At 71.3% G+C, this 17918-nt stretch carries 19 protein-coding genes; 8 read left to right on the forward strand and 11 right to left on the reverse strand.

What is annotated here, in order from left to right; genetic code table 11:
• Positions 1-109: 109 nt before the first annotated feature.
• Positions 110-298: a hypothetical protein gene (locus tag EDD92_RS18045; protein ID WP_311736768.1), complete on the reverse strand. Its 189-nt coding sequence runs from the start codon at positions 296-298 to the stop codon at positions 110-112.
• Positions 299-797: 499 nt separating this feature from the next.
• Between EDD92_RS18045 and eccD the strand changes: the two genes are divergently transcribed.
• The gene (gene eccD / locus EDD92_RS18050; RefSeq protein WP_123965287.1) at positions 798-2186 is read left to right on the forward strand and encodes a type VII secretion integral membrane protein EccD; all 1389 of its coding nucleotides are present in this window, start codon (positions 798-800) and stop codon (positions 2184-2186) included.
• A 21-nt stretch (positions 2187-2207) separates the two neighbouring features.
• The gene (locus tag EDD92_RS51145; protein WP_260326586.1) at positions 2208-3776 is read left to right on the forward strand and encodes a hypothetical protein; all 1569 of its coding nucleotides are present in this window, start codon (positions 2208-2210) and stop codon (positions 3774-3776) included.
• 12 nt (positions 3777-3788) lie between these two features.
• On the opposite strand, the gene EDD92_RS18060 is transcribed toward EDD92_RS51145, so the two are convergent.
• The 5 genes from EDD92_RS18060 to EDD92_RS18080 form a co-directional block, all read right to left on the reverse strand.
• Complete coding sequence (locus EDD92_RS18060) at positions 3789-4604, reverse strand: MOSC domain-containing protein (protein ID WP_260326587.1); 816 nt, start codon at positions 4602-4604, stop codon at positions 3789-3791.
• Positions 4601-5152: a hypothetical protein gene (locus EDD92_RS18065; RefSeq protein ID WP_123965288.1), complete on the reverse strand. Its 552-nt coding sequence runs from the start codon at positions 5150-5152 to the stop codon at positions 4601-4603. The genes EDD92_RS18060 and EDD92_RS18065 overlap by 4 nt, the downstream gene beginning before the upstream one ends.
• Before the next feature lie 55 nt (positions 5153-5207).
• Positions 5208-6005: a sugar phosphate isomerase/epimerase family protein gene (locus EDD92_RS18070; RefSeq protein ID WP_123970439.1), complete on the reverse strand. Its 798-nt coding sequence runs from the start codon at positions 6003-6005 to the stop codon at positions 5208-5210.
• Between the two features lie 35 nt (positions 6006-6040).
• Positions 6041-7192, reverse strand: a complete 1152-nt coding sequence (locus tag EDD92_RS18075; RefSeq protein ID WP_123965289.1) for a dihydrodipicolinate synthase family protein — start codon at positions 7190-7192, stop codon at positions 6041-6043.
• 84 nt (positions 7193-7276) lie between these two features.
• On the reverse strand, positions 7277-7435 hold the full coding sequence (locus EDD92_RS18080) for an Arc family DNA-binding protein (protein WP_123965290.1): 159 nt from the start codon (positions 7433-7435) through the stop codon (positions 7277-7279).
• A gap of 29 nt (positions 7436-7464) precedes the next feature.
• Between EDD92_RS18080 and EDD92_RS18085 the strand changes: the two genes are divergently transcribed.
• A complete protein-coding gene (locus tag EDD92_RS18085; protein WP_123965291.1) occupies positions 7465-8667 on the forward strand; it encodes an RNA-guided endonuclease TnpB family protein in 1203 nt (400 codons plus the stop codon).
• A 34-nt stretch (positions 8668-8701) separates the two neighbouring features.
• Here the strand turns inward: EDD92_RS18085 and EDD92_RS18090 are convergent, their stop codons facing one another.
• Complete coding sequence (locus EDD92_RS18090) at positions 8702-9859, reverse strand: Gfo/Idh/MocA family protein (protein WP_123965292.1); 1158 nt, start codon at positions 9857-9859, stop codon at positions 8702-8704.
• 316 nt (positions 9860-10175) lie between these two features.
• Here EDD92_RS18090 and EDD92_RS18095 point away from each other — a divergent pair, with 316 nt between their 5' ends.
• The 5 genes from EDD92_RS18095 to EDD92_RS18115 all read left to right on the forward strand — a co-directional run bounded on the left by EDD92_RS18095 (position 10176) and on the right by EDD92_RS18115 (position 14679).
• Positions 10176-11222 (forward strand): LacI family DNA-binding transcriptional regulator, encoded by a 1047-nt coding sequence (locus EDD92_RS18095; RefSeq protein WP_123965293.1) that lies wholly within the window; start codon positions 10176-10178, stop codon positions 11220-11222.
• A gap of 142 nt (positions 11223-11364) precedes the next feature.
• Positions 11365-12138: a DUF4253 domain-containing protein gene (locus EDD92_RS18100; protein ID WP_311736769.1), complete on the forward strand. Its 774-nt coding sequence runs from the start codon at positions 11365-11367 to the stop codon at positions 12136-12138.
• A 95-nt stretch (positions 12139-12233) separates the two neighbouring features.
• Entirely contained in the window at positions 12234-12833 is a 600-nt protein-coding gene (locus EDD92_RS18105; protein WP_123965295.1) for a dihydrofolate reductase family protein, read from the forward strand.
• A 101-nt stretch (positions 12834-12934) separates the two neighbouring features.
• Positions 12935-13867 (forward strand): bifunctional helix-turn-helix transcriptional regulator/GNAT family N-acetyltransferase, encoded by a 933-nt coding sequence (locus EDD92_RS18110; protein ID WP_123965296.1) that lies wholly within the window; start codon positions 12935-12937, stop codon positions 13865-13867.
• Between the two features lie 11 nt (positions 13868-13878).
• Positions 13879-14679, forward strand: coding sequence for a sugar phosphate isomerase/epimerase (locus tag EDD92_RS18115; protein ID WP_123965297.1), 801 nt, complete (start codon positions 13879-13881; stop codon positions 14677-14679).
• A 47-nt stretch (positions 14680-14726) separates the two neighbouring features.
• On the opposite strand, the gene EDD92_RS18120 is transcribed toward EDD92_RS18115, so the two are convergent.
• The 4 genes from EDD92_RS18120 to aroA are packed head-to-tail and all read right to left on the reverse strand — an operon-like array spanning position 14727 to position 17917.
• The gene (locus EDD92_RS18120; protein WP_123965298.1) at positions 14727-15311 is read right to left on the reverse strand and encodes an alpha/beta hydrolase; all 585 of its coding nucleotides are present in this window, start codon (positions 15309-15311) and stop codon (positions 14727-14729) included.
• Between the two features lie 17 nt (positions 15312-15328).
• A complete protein-coding gene (locus EDD92_RS18125) occupies positions 15329-15985 on the reverse strand; it encodes a GNAT family N-acetyltransferase (protein WP_123965299.1) in 657 nt (218 codons plus the stop codon).
• Positions 15986-15999: 14 nt separating this feature from the next.
• Complete coding sequence (locus EDD92_RS18130; RefSeq protein WP_123965300.1) at positions 16000-16677, reverse strand: HAD family hydrolase; 678 nt, start codon at positions 16675-16677, stop codon at positions 16000-16002.
• Positions 16667-17917 carry a 3-phosphoshikimate 1-carboxyvinyltransferase gene (aroA, locus tag EDD92_RS18135; protein WP_123965301.1) on the reverse strand — a complete coding sequence of 417 codons (1251 nt, stop codon included), beginning with the start codon at positions 17915-17917 and terminating at the stop codon, positions 16667-16669. Before aroA ends, EDD92_RS18130 begins: the two co-directional genes overlap by 11 nt.
• Position 17918 lies beyond the last annotated feature (1 nt).

The following is a 17918-nucleotide window of genomic DNA, read 5'->3' on the forward strand; positions in this document are numbered from 1 at the left end:
GGCTTTTCCCCTCCAACATCAGAACCCCCGCGATCCCCCCAGATCCCCCTCCGAGAAGTCCTGATGCCAAGTACGACCCACGGAGTGGGGGAAGGGTTGCACGACGTCTTCAGATTTTTTCGTCGTCGATGTCCGCAGCGGAGTCTTCCCAGGTCAGCCGCTCACCTCGACTCTCGGCGACGCGTCTGACGTCCACCGGAGACTCCCTGAGCCGACCGGCCAGATATCGGAGTTCTCCACTGCTCGCGCGGGGCTCGGCGAGCAGCTCGTCGGCATGACCGAGCAGCTGATCGGCCATGCCCAGCTGGACGGCCTCGATCTCGTCGGCGAGGCGGGATTGCAGGCGCGCAGGGCCGCCTCAAGTGCCGTCGCCTGCACGGGCGTCGGCGACAGCTTGACCTGCACCACCAGCTTCACGATCACCGAACCCACACACACGTACGACTGCCCGCCATGCGTTCACCACCCATCACCCGACCGAGTGAACCCGTCCCCGAAGGGACAGCACCGGCTCCGCCGGACACGACGCTCGGCCCATCCCGGCGCACCCCAGCGCCCCCGAGTCGGGGCCGCCCGCGCGGAGACCTCCAAGCACCCTGACGCCGGTCCGCCGCCTAGTGGCTTCTTGGCCTCAACGGCAGGATTCGCCAACAGCATCCAGGTGAGTTGGCGCGGGCCGCCGGTAACGGTGCGTTGGGTCATTGGAAAAGCCCGTACGGAGGTTCCGTGCAGCCTTCGGGCGGGGCTGGGCTCGTCCGGCGGGTCGTACTCAACCCGGTGATAGGTTCGATTACGTGATGTCTGCGGGGGCCTTGAGTCGTGCAGCGGCCAATGGGTCCGCAGTTGTTCTGAGTCGCGTCACGCTGGTCGGGGAGCGGCGTCGGGTCGATCTCGTGCTGCCGGCTCGGGAGCCGGTCGGGGTGTTGCTGCCGGAGATTCTGCGGGTGCTGGGCACCCGGGTGGGTGAGCGGCCCGAGTTGCGGCATCTGGTTACCGTGGACGGGTCCGCGCTCGGTCATGACAGCAGCCTTGAGTCCGCCGGGGTCCAGGACGGTGCTGTGCTGCGGCTTGTGCGGGCCGAAGATGCTCTGTCGGCGCCCGTGGCGCACGACGTGAGTGACGAGGTCGCGGTCGATCTCGGCGGGTCGGCGTGGCGATGGGGGCCCGAGTCGCGGCGCTTCGTCGCCGGGCTGGCGACCGTGGGGTGGGCCGGTGCGGGCGGGGCCTTCGCTCGGAGTGCCTACGACGCCTCTGTCGTCGCGGCTGTGTTGCTCGTCCTCGCTACCGTCGCCGCCGGTGTCGGGGCCCTGGTGGGGCGTGGCGGGCGGCAGGGCGGGGTTGCCGGCACGCTGATCTGCACGGCCGGGGTGCTAGGTGCCCTCGGGGCTTCCGCACTTGCCGGTGACCACAGGTGGTCCGGTGCGCTGCACGTGGGCGCGCAGGCCGCGGTGGGTGCGGTGACGCTCGTACTGCTGGGGCTCTTCACCCGGTTGGGGCGCGGTGGGCTGGTCGGCGCGGGCGCTGTCGCCGTCACCGTCCTCGTCTGGGAGGGCGTCGTCGCCCTGCAGTCGGGGGCAGGGACAGCCGGGCAGCAGGCACGGGTGGGGGCGGTGCTCGCCGTCGTCTCCGTCGTGGCCCTCGGTGTGCTGCCGCGGCTGGCGCTCATGGCCTCCGGGCTGTCCGGGATCGACGACCGGCGGGCCGGTGAGGTGTCCGTGAGCCGGTATCAGGTGTCCGCGGCGCTGGCTGCCGCGCATCGCGGGCTGGTGCTCGCCACCGTCACAGTTGCCGTGTCCGCGACCGTGGCGGGGGTGTGGGCGCTGCGTGCGTACGGCGTGTGGACTGTGCTGCTCTCCCTCGTCACCGCAGTCGTCGTCGCCCTGCGGGCGCGGGCTTTTCCGCTGGTCGCCGAGGTTGTGGTGCTGCTGGTGGGCGCCGCCCTGGTGACCGTACGGCTGATGGCGGTGTGGGTGGAGCAGTCCGGTGCGACGGGGCCGGCCCTGGGTGTGCTCGCGGCGCTGGCCCTGCTGCCGCTCGCCGTACTCGTCGTACAGCCCGCCGAGCATGTCCGGGTGCGGCTGCGGCGAGCGGGTGACCTGCTGGAGTCCGTCGGCGTGATCGCCCTGCTTCCCCTGCTCATCGGGGTCTTCGGCGTGTACGGGCGGCTGCTCGGCAGCTTCGCTTAGGGGACGGGGACGGCGGACGGCATGGCTCACGGGGAGCAGGAGCAGGAGCGGAAGTGGCAGAGTGACTTCGACGACTGGCAGCACGATGTGCTGCAGCAGCTCGGGGAGGCGGAGCAGCAGCGGGCTTCGGCGCCCTCGGGCGAAGCCGTCGTAGCGGCGGATCCGGATCCGGCCCCTCCCGGAACCGGCGGCGAGTCCACCCTGCGTCTCGTGCACTCGGCGCGCGACGAGCAGCCTGCTCCCGGTGCGGGGCAGTTCGGCCCCTCGGCCGGCCCCATGCCTGCGGCCACTGCGCCCGCCCCGCAGCACATCGAGCAGGCCACCGCCTCCGCGCGCCCCGTGGACGAACCTGCCCCGCCCCAGTCACCCGTGTCCGCCATGCCCGCATCCCCCGCAGTGGGCCCCCTCCCGCCACTCGCCCCACCCGGCATCGCACCCGCGCCGGCGGCCGTCATCCCCGTGCCCCCCGCAGTCAGCCCCACCCCGCCCCTTGCCCCGCCCACAACTGCGCCCGAGCCGACGACCGCCATCCCGGCGCACCCCACCGCCCCCGAGTCGGGGCCGCCCGCGCCCGCCCCTCCCATCGCCGCCCCCGCGCCCGCATCCGGCCCTCACTCCCAGGTCCCGGTCCCCGCACCCACTTCCCCTTCAGCCCCCGCCACACCCACCTCCACCCCCGAGAGCCTCCCCACCCTCGACCCCCGCCTGGCCCTCGCCCTCGGACGCCCCCACCACGGCGACTCGCTCGCCCACCGCACCGGCCGCACCCTGCGTCGGCTGACCACCTCCGTCTCGCAGGACGTGGCCGAACAGACGCGGATCGCACGGGAGTTGCAGCAGCCGGTGACCACCGGGCGGGTCATCGCCGTGACCTCGATCCGCGGGGGCGTCGGCAAGTCGACCGTTGCCGCGCTGCTCGGCCGTACCTTCAACCACTACCGGCACGACCCGGTGCTCACGCTGGAGGCGGACGCCGCGCTGGGCACGCTGCCGGTGCGGATGGGCGCGGAGTCGGTGCGGTGGTCGTGCGCCGACCTCGCCCGGATTCTCACGCCGGCCATGCAACTGACCCATGTGACCGGCTACTTGGTGCCCGTGGCCGACGGCGGCTGGCTGCTGCCCGGGAGCCAGGGGAAGGTCGGCGCTCCCTTGGACGTACGGACGTACCGCACCGTGACGCTCGCCCTGCGGCGCTACTTCTCCGTGACGGTCGTCGACTGCGAGACGCTGCCCGGCGACGTCGCCCGTACGGCGATGGACACCGCCCACGCCCGGGTGGTCGTCGCACCCATGACCGCGGAGGGTGTCGGCGGAACCCGGCAAGTCCTCGACTGGCTCGGGCAGTTGCCGCACTCCGCGCTCGCGACGACCGTGGTGGCCCTCACCGCGAGTTCCCCGGACATGATCCTCGACGTGAAGGCTGCCACCGCTCACCTGAAGGAGACGGGCGTTCCCGTCGTCGTCCTGCCGTACGACCGGCATCTGGCCGGCGGCGGCCCCATCCGCACGGATCTGCTCGGCCGGGCCGCCCAGGACTCGGCCATGCAGCTGGCGGCCGAGGCGCTGCACCGGGCAGTGCGCGCGCAATGACCACCGGCGGCATCAGAACCGTATGACATCACCGGCCCGCACCCACCCGCCCCGCACCACCTGCGCATACACCCCGGCACACGGCTCGGGCGGGCGGCCGGGCAGGGCGGGTACGCGGTGGTGGTGGGTGAGGACGCGCAGGGTGTCCGGGTCGCGGGGGAGGTCGCCGTGGGCGAGGGTGGGGATCGCGCAGCGGGGTGTCGAGGCGATGACGCGGAGGATCGGGCCGTCGGCGATGCGCAGGTGTCTGCCGGCCCAGGTGTGTTCCACGAAGCCTTCGGCCGCGCCCGTGTCGATGACCAGGTTGGGGCGGTAGCGCTGCGCCTCCACCGTGCCCCGGGGGCTCAGTTCGGCGATTCTCCTCAGGGTCGACGTCGTGATGAGGTGCACCGGCGCGAAGTCGAAGAAGGTGCCGGGCGGGGAGGCCGAGCCGAACTGGACGGTGTCGGCGTCCACTTCGGCCTCCTGCCCCGCCGCCAGGACCTGTTCCGGACGGGAGCGGTCCAGTGTGCCGGCGGGCGGCGGTACGTCGGTCAGCGTGACGTTGCGGCCGACGAGGGCCGAGAGGGTGGCGCCTGCGTGCACTTCGGTGCCGTCCGGTCCGGTGATGCGGGGTCCGGCCTCGGTGAGTGTCGCAGCGCACCGGAGCAACTCCCGCCACAGACGAGGGGCCTTCGCGCTGGCGACCTTGCCCGTCTCCTCGTCCAGCAGCGCGAACCGGCGGTCGCCGCTCAGGCCGCGGTCGGTGATCTCGACGGCCTGGAGCGGCTCGCCGAGCATCGACTTCACCGGGTAGCGGTACAGCGCGGCGACCGTGGCCTGCCTCAACTCGGGCCCTCCCCGGTGCTCGGCGGCCCCGCCGCCTCCACTGCCTCCGCCGCCGCCCGGCGCAGCGCCCCGGTCGTCGCCCAGCCGTCGAACGTCGACAGGTATTCCACCACGCGGGCCGTCCAGTCGGCGTCGCCGAGCCGGTGCACCTCGCCGTCCGCGACCAGCTGTGTCATCACGGCCTGCAGGGTCAGGATGTCCTTCGTCCGGTACCAGCGGGGATGGCGGTCGAAGAACAGCTGCTGGTCCTCGTACGGGTGGCGCACGGTCATGTGCAGATAGCCGCCGCCGCGCCCCTTGAAGGGACCCGGCAGGCCGCCCAGGATGCCCATCTGGGTGTAGACGTCGCGGTTCGGGTAGCGGCCGCCCAGGGTGATGCGGATGCCCAGCATGATCCTGGACCAGGGAACCACCTCCGCCCCGGAGTCCCGTGCGATGGCGTGCAGGCCGTCCGGGCGGAACTCCACCCGTGCACGGCCCGGCCGCCGGGCGTCCCCCAACGCCCAGCGGCCGTCGACCCGTTCCAGTGGTCCGAGGCTCTCGATCACGAGATCACATTCTGCACGAACCTCTGTGCGGTTCCAGCGAGTTGTTCCGGTGCTGTCAGGCGGCGTGCTCCACGAACCGTGCGGCCGTCTCCGCCAGCACCTCCCGGCCGTCCCGCGCCCACAACGCGTCGTTGAACAGCTCGACCTCGATGGGGCCGGTGTACCCGGCCGCCTCCACGTACCCCTTCCACTCCCGCATGTCGATCGAGCCGTCGCCGATCTGTCCGCGGCCGGTCAGCACGCCCTCCGGCAACGGCGTGGTCCAGTCGGCGAGCTGGAAGGTGTGGATACGGCCGCCCGCACCCGCGCGGGCGATCTGCGCGGGAGCGTTGTCGTCCCACCAGATGTGGTACGTGTCGACGGTGACGCCGACCTGGTGGGCCGGGAAGCGTTCCGCGAGGTCGAGCGCCTGGGCAAGGGTGGAGACCACACAGCGGTCGGCGGCGTACATCGGGTGGAGCGGCTCGATGGCCAGCCGTACGCCGTGCTGCTCCGCGTACGGGCCCAGTTCGCCGAGTGCGTCCGCGATGCGCTCCCGCGCGCCGTGCAGGTCCTTCGAACCCGCGGGCAGGCCGCCGGAGACCAGCACCAGCGTGTCCGTTCCCAGGGTTGCCGCCTCGTCGATCGCGCGCCGGTTGTCGTCCAGGGCGGCCGCGCGCTCGGCCGGGTCGATCGCCGTGAAGAAGCCGCCGCGGCAGAGGGTGGTGACGGTCAGACCCGCGTCGCGGACCAGTTTCGCCGTCTCCTCCACGCCGTGGGACTGGACCGGTTCGCGCCACAGGCCCACGCCCGGTACGCCCAACTCCAGGCAGGCGTCGACCAGTTCGGGCATCGAGAGCTGCTTCACCGTCATCTGGTTGATGGAGAAGCGGGAGAGGTCGCCGGTGGTCACTGCGTCACTCCGTACAGGGCGAGGAGGGTCTTCATCCGGTCCTCGGCCAGCTTCGGGTCCGGGAACAGGCCCAGGCCGTCGGCGAGTTCGTAGGCGCGGGCGAAGTGCGGGAGGGAGCGGGCCGACTGGAGGCCGCCGACCATGGTGAAGTGCGACTGGTGGCCGGCCAGCCAGGCGAGGAAGACCACGCCCGTCTTGTAGAAGCGGGTCGGGGTCTGGAAGAGGTGGCGGGAGAGTTCGACGGTCGGGTCCAGCAGGGCCCGGAAGCCCGCCACATCCCCCGTGTCCAGCACCCGTACCGCCTCCGCGGCCAGCGGTCCCAGCGGGTCGAAGATGCCGAGCAGGGCGTGGCTGAACCCCTTCTCGTCGCCCGCGATCAGCTCGGGGTAGTTGAAGTCGTCGCCCGTGTAGCAGCGGACGCCCTGCGGGAGCCGGCGGCGGATGTCGATCTCGCGCTGGGCGTCGAGGAGGGAGACCTTGATGCCCTCCACCTTGTCCGGGTGCGCGGCGATGACGTCCAGGAAGGTGTCGGTGGCCGTGTCCAGGTCGGACGAGCCCCAGTAGCCCTCCAGCGCCGGGTCGAACATCGGGCCGAGCCAGTGCAGGATCACCGGCTCGGACGCCTGGCGGAGGAGGTGGCCGTAGACCTCCAGGTAGTCCTCGGGGCCGTTCGCGGCCGCCGCGAGGGCGCGGGACGCCATCAGGATGGCCTGTGCGCCGGACTCCTCCACGAGGGCGAGCTGCTCCTCGTAGGCCGTCCGGACCTCCACGAGAGACCCGGCGCTGATCTGGTCCGTGCCGACTCCGCACGCGATCCGGCCGCCGACCGCCTTGGCCTCGGCGGCGCTGCGGCGGATCAGCTCGGCCGCGCCCGCCCAGTCCAGGCCCATGCCGCGCTGGGCGGTGTCCATCGCCTCGGCGACCCCGAGCCCGTGGGACCACAGGTGGCGGCGGAAGGCGAGGGTGGCGTCCCAGTCGACGGCGGCGGGCGAGTCGGGCGACACGTCCGCGTACGGGTCGGCCACGACGTGCGCCGCCGAGAACACCGTACGAGAGGTGAAGGGCGATCCGGGAGTGACGGCGAGGGGTTCGGGGCGGGGGTCGTATGACCTCAATCCGCCTTTGACATCGGGGAGTTTGATGGTCATCGGGAACCTCCGAGGATGAACCGGTCGTCAAGCGGGGAGGGAAGCGGGCCCCTGCGGAGCAGCGCAGGCAAAGGCAAGCTGTCATCAGGGCGATTCAGTCTCTGCCTCGACAGTGGCGCGTTCGCTCTCAAGCCGATACACGATCTCCGAGTTGAGAGACCGACGAGCGGTTTTGGCCTGAGATACGAGCCATTCGTGCAAGTCGGCGGGGAGTCTGAGCGTGATGCGTACTTCATGGTCCATGACCTCAACTGTAGTGCTAGCGTGGTGTCATGACGACACCACCGATGGTCCGAGAGACCAAACACGGCCGGTACACCTACCGGCTTCGCGTGTCGTCGACGGCTTGCGCGGCGCTTCGCGCGGAGTGGGACCGGTGCCGATGGCTCTGGAACGAGTGCGTAGCCCGGTCGAAGAAGGCCTACGCCGAGGGCGAGACATGCGGCCCGGCCCGGCTGGACAGGATGTTGACCGAGGCCCGGTCGACTGCGCCATGGCTGACCGAAGGTTCTTCGGTACCGCAGCAGCAGCTGATCCGGGACTTCGGCAAGTCCCGCACGAAGGCGCAGAAGGACATCAAGGAACGGGTGCCGGTACACCGGCGGGCCGGGATGCCGCGTCACAAGAAGAAGCGCGAAAGCTCGCCGACGCTGAACAACACCCGGCGCGGATTCCGGCTCAAGGACGGATGCCTGTACCTGGCGGGTGGGATCGTACTGACGGTGGTGTGGTCGCGAGACCTGCCCGCCGCCCCCTCCTCGGTGCGGGTATACCAGGACAGCGTCGGCCACTGGTACTGCTCGTTCGTGGTTCCAGTCGAGGTGCAGCCTTTGCCGAAAACCGGTGCCGTGCTCGGCGTGGACTGGGGCGTGAAGGAGACCGCGACCACCACTTCGGACGCACATGACCTGCCACACCCACAGCATGGGAAGAAAGCGCAGGCCAAGTTGACCCGGTACGACCGGATGATGGCCCGCCGCAAACCGAAGAAGGGACATGCCGCCTCGAAGGGCTACCGTGAGGCGAAGAAATGGCGGGCGAAGACCTACCAGAAGATCGCCCGGCAGCGGCAGGACACCGGCCGCAAGTGGGCGAAGAAGGCCGTGACCGACCATGACGCCATCGCCGTCGAGGACTTCAAGCCGAAGTTCCTCACCAAGTCCTCCATGGCACGCAAGGCGGCGGACGCCGCGATCGGCGCCACGAAGAAGGCTCTGATCGAAATGGGCCGCAAGCATGTACGGGACATCCATCTCGTACACCCCGCGCACACCACCATGGACTGCGCGTCGTGCGGAGCGAGAACCAAGCACGCACTTCCTCTTTCGGAACGTACCTACACCTGCATCGCGTGCGGAGCCGTCTCTCCCCGGGACAAGAACTCCGCCCGCGTGATGCTCGTCCGGGCTGGTCTGAACCCGGCTGGTGCTGAGGGCGTAGGACCTCCGGGAGCGCTGCTCCCGGAGGCGGCCTGAGCCAGGAATCCCCTCCCCTCAGGGAGCGGAGCGGTCAAAGCGCGATCTCCGGTACGTCGATGCGGACGCCCTGGGCCGAGGACTTCAGGCCCAGCTCGGCGAGCTGGACGCCGCGGGCGCCGGCGAGGAGGTCCCAGTGGTAGTCGGCGTCGGCGTAGACGTGCTTGAGGAACAGCTCCCACTGGGCCTTGAAGCCGTTGTCGAACTCGTCGTTGTCCGGGATCTCCTGCCACTGGTCGCGGAAGGAGTAGGTGGCCGGGATGTCGGGGTTCCAGACCGGCTTGGGGGTCATGCTGCGGTGCTGGACCCGGCAGTTGCGCAGGCCCGCGACCGCCGAGCCCTCCGTGCCGTCGACCTGGAACTCCACCAGTTCGTCGCGGTTGACGCGCACGGCCCAGCTGGAGTTGATCTGGGCGATCGCGCCGCCTTCGAGCTCGAAGATGCCGTATGCCGCGTCGTCGGCCGTGGCGTCGTAGGGCTTGTCGTTCTCGTCCCAGCGCTGCGGGATGTGGGTGGCGGTGAGGGCCTGGACGGACTTCACGCGGCCGAACAGCTCGTGCAGGACGTACTCCCAGTGCGGGAACATGTCGACGACGATGCCGCCGCCGTCCTCGGCACGGTAGTTCCAGGACGGGCGCTGGGCGGTCTGCCAGTCGCCCTCGAAGACCCAGTAGCCGAACTCGCCGCGGATGGACAGGATCCGGCCGAAGAAGCCGCCGTCGATGAGGCGCTTGAGCTTCAGCAGGCCCGGCAGGAACAGCTTGTCCTGGACGACGCCGTGCTTGATGCCCGCGTCGTTCGCGAGGCGCGCCAGCTCCAGGGCGCCCTCCAGACCGGTCGCGGTCGGCTTCTCGGTGTAGATGTGCTTGCCCGCCGCGATCGCCTTCTTGATCGCCTCCTCGCGGGCCGAGGTCACCTGGGCGTCGAAGTAGATGTCGACGGTCGGGTCGGCGAGGACCGCGTCGACGTCGGTCGAGATGTTCTGCGGGTCCAGACCGTGCTGCTCGGCGAGCGCCCTGAGCGCGTGCTCGCGGCGGCCGACCAGGATCGGCTCCGGCCACAGCACCGTGCCGTCGCCGAGGTCGAGGCCGCCCTGTTCGCGGATGGCCAGGATGGAGCGGACCAGGTGCTGGCGGTAACCCATGCGCCCGGTCACGCCGTTCATGGCGATACGCACCGTCTTGCGTGTCACGTCATTCCCTTCGCAGGCGTCGTACACAGCGTCGTACGCGGGTGGTCTGCGCCGCGTCGGCCCTACTGATGAGCGTCACAGCAAGCGCTTTCTATACAAGGAGAAGCTAGCCTCTGAGCAGCGGTCCGGACAAGACCGTGACCGCTTCGAGTTGTTCGAGGGGACGAACAGTGGGGGGTTCTGGCCGTAAGGTCTGCTCGACGTGCTCGGAACCGGGGGCCTGGGGCGGCCTGTCTACGAGGACGTACGACGAAGTACGGACGTACGACGAGGTACGAGAGATGCGCGACGAAATGCGCGACCGGAGGACGACGAGATGACGGTGACCCTGGCGGACGTGGCGGCCCGCGCGCAGGTCTCGCCCGCGACGGTGTCGCGCGTGCTGAACGGGAACTATCCCGTGGCCGCCTCCACCCGTGAGCGGGTGCTGAAGGCGGTCGACGAGCTGGACTACGTGCTGAACGGGCCGGCCAGCGCGCTGGCGGCGGCGACTTCCGATCTGGTCGGAATTCTCGTCAACGACATCGCCGACCCCTTCTTCGGGATCATGGCGAGCGCGATCCAGTCGGAGATCGGGGGGCCGGGCGGCCGGGCCGGCGGTGAGCGGCTGGCGGTCGTCTGCAACACGGGGGGTTCGCCGGAGCGTGAGCTGACGTATCTGACCCTCCTGCAACGGCAGCGGGCCGCGGCGGTCGTGCTGACCGGCGGCGCCATGGAGAACGAGCCGCACGCGGCGGCGGTCGCGTCCAAGCTGCGGAAGCTGACGGACGCGGGGACCCGGGTGGTGCTGTGCGGGCGGCCGCAGGCAGAGGGCACGGGGGCGATCGCGCTGGCCTTCGACAACCGCGGGGGCGGGCAGCAGCTGACCGAGCACCTGATCGGACTGGGGCACCGGCGCCTCGGCTATATCGCGGGGCCGGAGGAGCGGACGACGACCCGGCACCGTCTTGAGGGCCACCGGGCGGCGCTGGCCGCGGCGGGGATCGAGGAGGATCCCCGGGCGACGGTGTGGGGGCGGTACGACCGGACATCCGGGTACGAGGCGACGCTGGAGCTGCTCCGCCGGGACCCGTCCCTCACCGCGGTGGTCGCGGCGAACGACTCCGTCGCACTCGGGGCGTGTGCGGCGCTGCGGGAGTCCGGGCTGCGGATTCCGGAGGACGTGTCGGTCGCCGGGTTCGACGATCTGCCGTTCAGCGTCGACGCGGTGCCCGCCCTGACGACGGTGCGGTTGCCGCTCGCGGAGGCGGGGGCCCGGGCCGGACGGATCGCCATGGGGCGGGAGGAGCCGCCGCCGGGCGGGATGGCGACGGTTCGGGGCGAGCTGATGGTGCGGGGGTCCTCCGGGGTGCCGCGGGGCTGAGGGCGCCGTTGCGCGGATCGGCATCCGGCGTTTGCGGTGCCGTCGGCTGGGGGCTTGCAGCCCCCAGACCCCCGCTTCCGGCCCTGAAGGGGCCTTGTCCTCAAACGCCGGACGGGCTGAAGTTGCCGCCATGGTCTTTCCCTTGCCCGATGGGCTGCCGAGCGGGCGGTTCGAGTCCCGTGGTGCTGTTGACGTGTGGGTGTCCGAGGAACTGCCCGACGACATCGTGGAGTTGTGGCCTCGGCTGATGGAGTCGGCCGCGGAGACCGGCGTGCAGCCGCATCTCTGTTGGCCCGGCGACCCCTTCTTCCTCCAGGACCTGGAGGCGGTGGACGCCGTACGCCTGGAGTCCGTTCTCGCGGCGGACTTCGCCGAGTACCGGCAGAAACGGCTGCCCTCGTGGCGCGAGCCGGCTCGGTACGACGATCTGCCCGAGGGCATCGAGCCCTGGCCGCACGACCCGGGACCGCCGTTCGAGAGCTGGCCCGGACTGGCGGGCGCCGCGGAGAGCAGGACGGACGGTCCGACACCGGAGGAGGCCGCGGCGCGGCTCGTCGAGGACCTTCTGGGGACCCATCCGTTCGCCCACGCGTGCCGCCTCGCCCTGGTCCCCGCCCGCCGCAGCGCCGATGTGCCGGCCGTGCTGGGCTGGTCCTCCGAGGCCCCGCTGCCCCTGCTGTGCGCCCTGTTGCGCAGTTGGGAGGAGCGGTTCGGAGCCCGGGTCGTCGGAGCCTTCGGCGGTGAGCTGTTCGCCTCGGTCGCCCGCCCGCCGCTGGACCTTCCGCACGCCGAGCGGCTGGCCCTGGAGCATGTCCTCTCCACCGCCGACAACATCGTCGACGACCCGCCCACGCCCTTTCCCGAGTACGCCGCCGGGCTGGTCGGGCGGACCGAGTGGCGGTTCTGGTGGGACTGAGCGATGACTCCCGGCCGGTTCTTCGGTCTGATGGACGTAACGCCGGCCAAGGCGGCGCAGGCAGACAGTCAGGCAGACAGTAGGGAGCGAGTCCCATGCGCATCGTTGTCAGCGAGTTCATCAGTCTCGACGGAGTCGTGCAGGCACCCGGCGGTCCCCAGGAGGACACCGACGGCGGGTTCGCACACGGCGGGTGGTCGCACCCGTACTTCGATCCGGAGGTGGTCGGCGGGGCCTTCGCCGCGGGGCTGGAGCAGGCGGAGGCGCTGCTGTACGGGCGCCGTACGTATCTGACGATGGCGGGGGCCTGGCCCGAGCGGGCCGGGGACCCGTTCGCCGACCGGCTCAACGCCATGAAGAAGTACGTCGTGACCGACACCCTCGGCGACTCCGAGCTGACCTGGAACAACACCGAGCGCATCCCGGGCGGCGAGGCGGTCGCACGGATCCGTGAGCTTCGGGCCGCCCCCGGCGGCGACCTGGCGATGATGGGCAGCCCCACCCTCGTGCGGACGCTGATCAGCGAGGGGTTGGTGGACGAACTGCAGCTCATCCATATGCCGGTGATCCTCGGCGGCGGAAAGTCCATCTTCCCCGAGGACGGGGCCAAGCGCCCGTTCGAGCTGGTCTCCACGACCAGGGGCAAGACGGGTGTGCAGGTGAGCGTGTACCGGCCGGTGGCCGACGAAGGGTAGCCACGGGGGTGCGGTTGTCCTAGTCTCGGACCCGACGGTATCTCTGACTGAGTCAACTATCTGGTTCACGCATCGGGACAACCATCCGGGGGTCGACGCTCATGACCGTCCAGGACATCCGCACCTTCAACCGCTTCTACACGAACGTCATCGGCGCCCTCGACTACAGCCGCCAGCTGTACGCCCCGTACACCCTGACCGAGTCCCGCGTCCTGTACGAACTGGCGCACTCCCCGCGTACGGACGCGGCCGACCTGCGGACCGAACTCTCCCTGGACGCCGGGTACCTGAGCCGGATCCTGAACAAGTTCGAGGAGGACGGGCTGATCGTGCGCACGCCGTCCGCCGGCGACACCCGGCGTCGGCATGTCTCGCTCACGCCCCGCGGCCGTGAGACCGCCGCCCTGCTCGCCGAGCGTGCGAACGAATCCGTGGGCGCGCTGCTGTCCACCGTGCCCTCCGCCGACCGGCCGCGCCTGGCGGAGGCGATGCGAGCCGTCCGCGAGATCCTCTCCGAGGGCCGCCCGCCGCGCCATGAGGACGTCGTGCTGCGCGACCCTGCCCCCGGCGACCTCGGCTGGATCGTCCAGCGCAACGCGGCGCTGTATGCGTCCGAGTTCGGCTGGAACACCGACTACGAAGGACTGGTGGCGAGGATCGTCGCCGACTTCGCCGAGGACCACGACCCGCATCTGGAGCGGGTGTGGATCGCCGAGCTCGACGGCCGCCCGGTGGGGTGCGTGATGTGCGTGCGGGACGAGGCGCCCGGCACGGCCCGGCTGCGGCTGCTGCTCGTCGAGCCGGACGCCCGCGGGCTCGGCATCGGCGACCGGCTGGTGCGGGCCGTCATCGACTTCGCGCGGGGTGTCGGCTACCGCGAGCTCGTCCTGTGGACCAACGACGTCCTGGCCTCCGCCCGCCGCATCTACCAGCGCCACGGCTTCGTGCTCGTCGCCGAGAAACCGCACCGTTCTTTCGGAAAGGACCTGAACGGCCAGGACTGGCGCCTGGACCTGCACGGCACCCCCGAGTGACAGTAGGGACCATGAGACTGGCGTTCTCCACCCTCGGCGTCCCCGGCCTGCCCATCCCGGACGTGATCCGGCTCGCGGCCACCCACGGCTACCACGGCGTCGAACTGCGCGCGCATCCGGAGGAGCCGGTCCACCCCGGCATCGACCTCGCCGGGCGGGCAGACGTTGCGGCCGAGTTCAAGGCGGGCGGCATCGAGGTGCTGGGCCTCGCCGGGTACGCGCGCGTGGCCGCGCCCGGCGACGACGGTCCGGTGATCGACGAGATCCGTGGCCTCCTCGACCTCGCCCGCGACCTCGGCGCCCCGTACATCCGGGTCTTCCCCGGCGGCGGCCACGAGCAGAGCACCGAGCGTGCCGACGCGACGGCCGCGCGACGGCTCGGCACGGCGGCGGAGCACGCCGCCGACCTCGGCGTACGCATCCTCCTGGAGACCCACGACTCGCACCGCAGGGCCGCCGACGCGATCCGCGTCCTCGGCCGGGTCGGACACCGCCATGTCGGCGCCCTCTGGGACGTCATGCACACCTGGCTGGGCGGCGAGCAGCCCTCGGAGTCGTACGCCGCCCTCTCCCCGTACCTCGGCTACGTCCAGGTCAAGGACATCGCCTCCGCCGAGGACACGACCCCGCTCGCGCTCGGCGCCGGCGTGCTGCCGCTCACCGAGACCGTGGAGGTCCTCTCCCGGCACGGCTGGGACGGCTGGCTGTGCTGGGAGTACGAGAAGCGGTGGTACGAGGAGGCCGCGCCGCTGCCGGAGCTGCTGGCGGCGGGACGGGAGCACCTGGGGCGGCTGCTCAACGAGTGCGCGTAGCGCTCCGCGGGCTGTACCGATGTGCGGCTCCGCGCCCCTTTGGGGCGCTACGCCGGACGCCCGATGATCCTCGCCGCCCCGTCCAGACACCACTCCAGTACCGCGGGCCAGGAGCCGTAACCGGCGTCGAGGTCGAGATGGGCGGCACCGGGGAGGAGGTCCGTGGGGATGCGCAGGGGGTCGCCGAAGACGTCACGCGCACCCTCCGGGCAGTACGGGTCGTCGTCGCCGGCGACGAGACGGGTGGGGGCGGGGAAGGTGAAGTCGAGGGCGGGCGGGGCGAATTCGGCCACCTCGGGGAGCCGGGCGAGGACGGACGCGGACGGCGGGGCGACGAGGAGTACGCGGTCGACGGCACCGTCCTTCACCAGACCGCGGGAGACGGCGTGCAGCCAGAGCAGGACGGAGGCGCTGTGCGCGAGGACGACGCGTTCGGAGCCCCGGAGGCCGTCGAGGTGACGGGTCAGCTCCGACAGCCAGACCTCCAGGCTCGGGTCGTCGGGGTCGGGCAGCTGAGGGTAGGTGACCTGATGGCCGAGGCCGGTGAGGCGGTCGGCGAGCCAGTGCTGCCAGTGGGCCTCGGGGCGGTGGTTCTGCCAGCCGTGGAGGATGAGGAAGTGCTTCGCGGTCATGGGCCGATGGTTTCCGATCACCGTTCCTTCGGTCCAGTCAATCTCACGCCGGCCGCCACGAACCGCGCCACCCGCTCCTCCAGCCTCTCCCGGGCCTGCGGCCACTCCTGCGCCGTGATGGAGAAGATCGCGGAGTCGCGCAGCCGCCCCTCCTCGCCCGGCGCCCAGGACCGCGACCAGTTCCTGAGTACGCCCTCGAAGCGCGCCCCGACACTCTCGATCGCCGCCCTGGAACGGCTGTTGCGCGCGTCCGTCTTCAGATCGACCCGCGACACGCCCCACACCTCGAAGGCGTGCCGGAAGAGCAGCAGCTTGGCCTCGGCGTTGATGCCCGTGCCCTGCGCGGACCGGGCCAGCCATGTGAACCCGACCTCCACCGCGTCGAGTCGGTCGTCCGACTGCCAGCACCGCGGCTCCCAGTACGACGTCGCGCCCACCGCCCGCCCGGTCGCGACCGACACCTGGGCGTACGGCGCGAGCCGTCCCGTGGCCGCGCGGCCGAGCTGCGCTTCGATGTAGCCGCCCACCTCGTCGGCCCTCGGCACCCAGGTGAACTCGTATGTACCGCGCTCCTCCTCCGCGGCGATCGCCAGGTCGGCGGCATGCCGGTGCTCCAACGGCTCCAGGCGCACCAACCTGCCTTCCAGCAGCGGCCCTTCAAGTGCGTGACCCACCCGGCAACTCTCCTTCAGAACAGTTCGACGATCTCGCTCAGGTCGGTGATGAACGGGACCGGCACCCCCGGCCCCCCGGCCGGCACCCCGTCCCGGCACAACGCGCGTCCCGAATAACCGAGTTCGATCGCCGCCGCCACCAGCTGCGGGTCGTCGTCCACGAACACGCACTCCGCCGCCCGCAACCCCAACGCGTCACTCGCGTGCCGGTACATCCGCGGGTCCGGCTTGCGGCAGCCGAGGACGGCCGAGATCGCGTACGCCTCGAAGCAGCCTCCGATGCCCAGCTCGTCGTGGGCCTCGGCCAGTCCGGGCCACGCGTCCGACACCACCGCCATGCGAACGCCTCGGCGGCGCAGCTCCGCCAGGGTCTCCGCGACGTCGGCGTACGTCTCCATCACTGTGCTCACCGGGACCTCTCGGAGCAGTTCGGCGAGCAGGGCCTCAGTCGGCTCCAGGCCCAGGTCACGCAGCAGTACCCGGTGGTAGTCGTCGTAGTCCGGCGTCGACTCCGAGGCGGCGAAGAAGTCCTCCCCCGCCGCGATCGCCCGCGCGAACCGCTCCGGGGTGACCGTCGGGTCGTGCGCGAGGATCGTCGACTCGAAGTCGGCCCTCGGGTTCCAGCGGCCGCCGATCGGACGGATCAGTACGCCGCCCGAGTCGAAGAGAACCGCCCGCAGCTCACCGGTCATCCCCCAGCCCACTCCTCAGCTCGGCGAACGCCTCATGGAAACCGGGGAAAGTCTTCCGTACGCAGCCGGGGTCGTCGAACGAAATACCCGGCACCCGCAGCCCGGTGACCGCGAAGGACATCACGATGCGGTGGTCGCCGTGCGACGTGATCTCCGTACCGCTCCCGGACGGCACACCCGGCCGGATCTCGATCCAGTCCGGGCCCGTCGACACCTCCGCCCCCAGCCGCCGCAGGTTCTCCGCGCAGGCCTCCAGCCGGTCGCACTCCTTCACCCGCGTGTTCGCCACGTCCTCGATCCGCACCGGCCCGTCCGCGAACGGTGCGATCGCCGCCAGCGTCGGCATCGTGTCCGAGATGTCCCGCATGTTGACCGTCAGGCCGTGCAGCACCCCTGTGCCCCTGACCGTCGTGCCGTCGGCGCGCACCGACACCTCGGCGCCCATCCTCCGCAGTACGTCGACGAAGCCGAGGTCGCCCTGCAGCGCCCCCGCGCCGAGCCCCGGCACCGTCACCTCGGCGCCCGGCGTCACCGCCGCCGCGGCGAAGAAGTAGCTGGCCGTCGACGCGTCGGGCTCGATCGCGTACGTGATCGCCCGGTAGCCGCCCGGCGGCACCACGAAGACATCGCCCTCCCGCTCCACCTCCACCCCGAACTCCCGCATCATCGCGATGGTGATCTCCACGTAGGGGACGGACACCAGGTCGGTGACCCTGATCCGCAGGCCCTTCCGGGTCAGCGGGCCCAGCAGCAGCAACGCGGTGAGGTACTGCGAGGACTGGCCCGCGTCCAGGACCACCTCGCCGCCCTCGACGCCCGCCGCCCGCACCGTCAGCGGGTGGTGCCCCTCCGCCTCCTCGTGCCGCAGGTCGACGCCCAGGTCGCGCAGGGCGCGGGTCAGGGGCAGCAGGGGACGGCGCCGCATCTGGGCGGACGCGTCGAAGCGGTACGTCCCGTGTCCCGCCGCCGCCAGTGTCGGCAGGAAGCGGGCCGTCGTGGCGCCGTCCCGGCAGTACACGTCCGCCTCGCTCACCGAAGGGCCCTGCGGGCGGCCGTCCACCTGCCAGGCGTCCCGGGTCCGGCCGACGCGATACCCGAGCCGCACCAGCCCCTCGGCGAAGCCCTCGGTGTCGTCCGAGCGCAGGGGGTGTACGAGGGTGGTGACTCCGTCGGCCGCCGCCGCCAGGAACAGCGCGCGGGCGGTGATGGACTTGGAACCGGGGATGCTGACTACGGGCATG

It is taken from the genome of Streptomyces sp. TLI_185 (assembly GCF_003814765.1).
Lineage (GTDB): Bacteria > Actinomycetota > Actinomycetes > Streptomycetales > Streptomycetaceae > Streptomyces.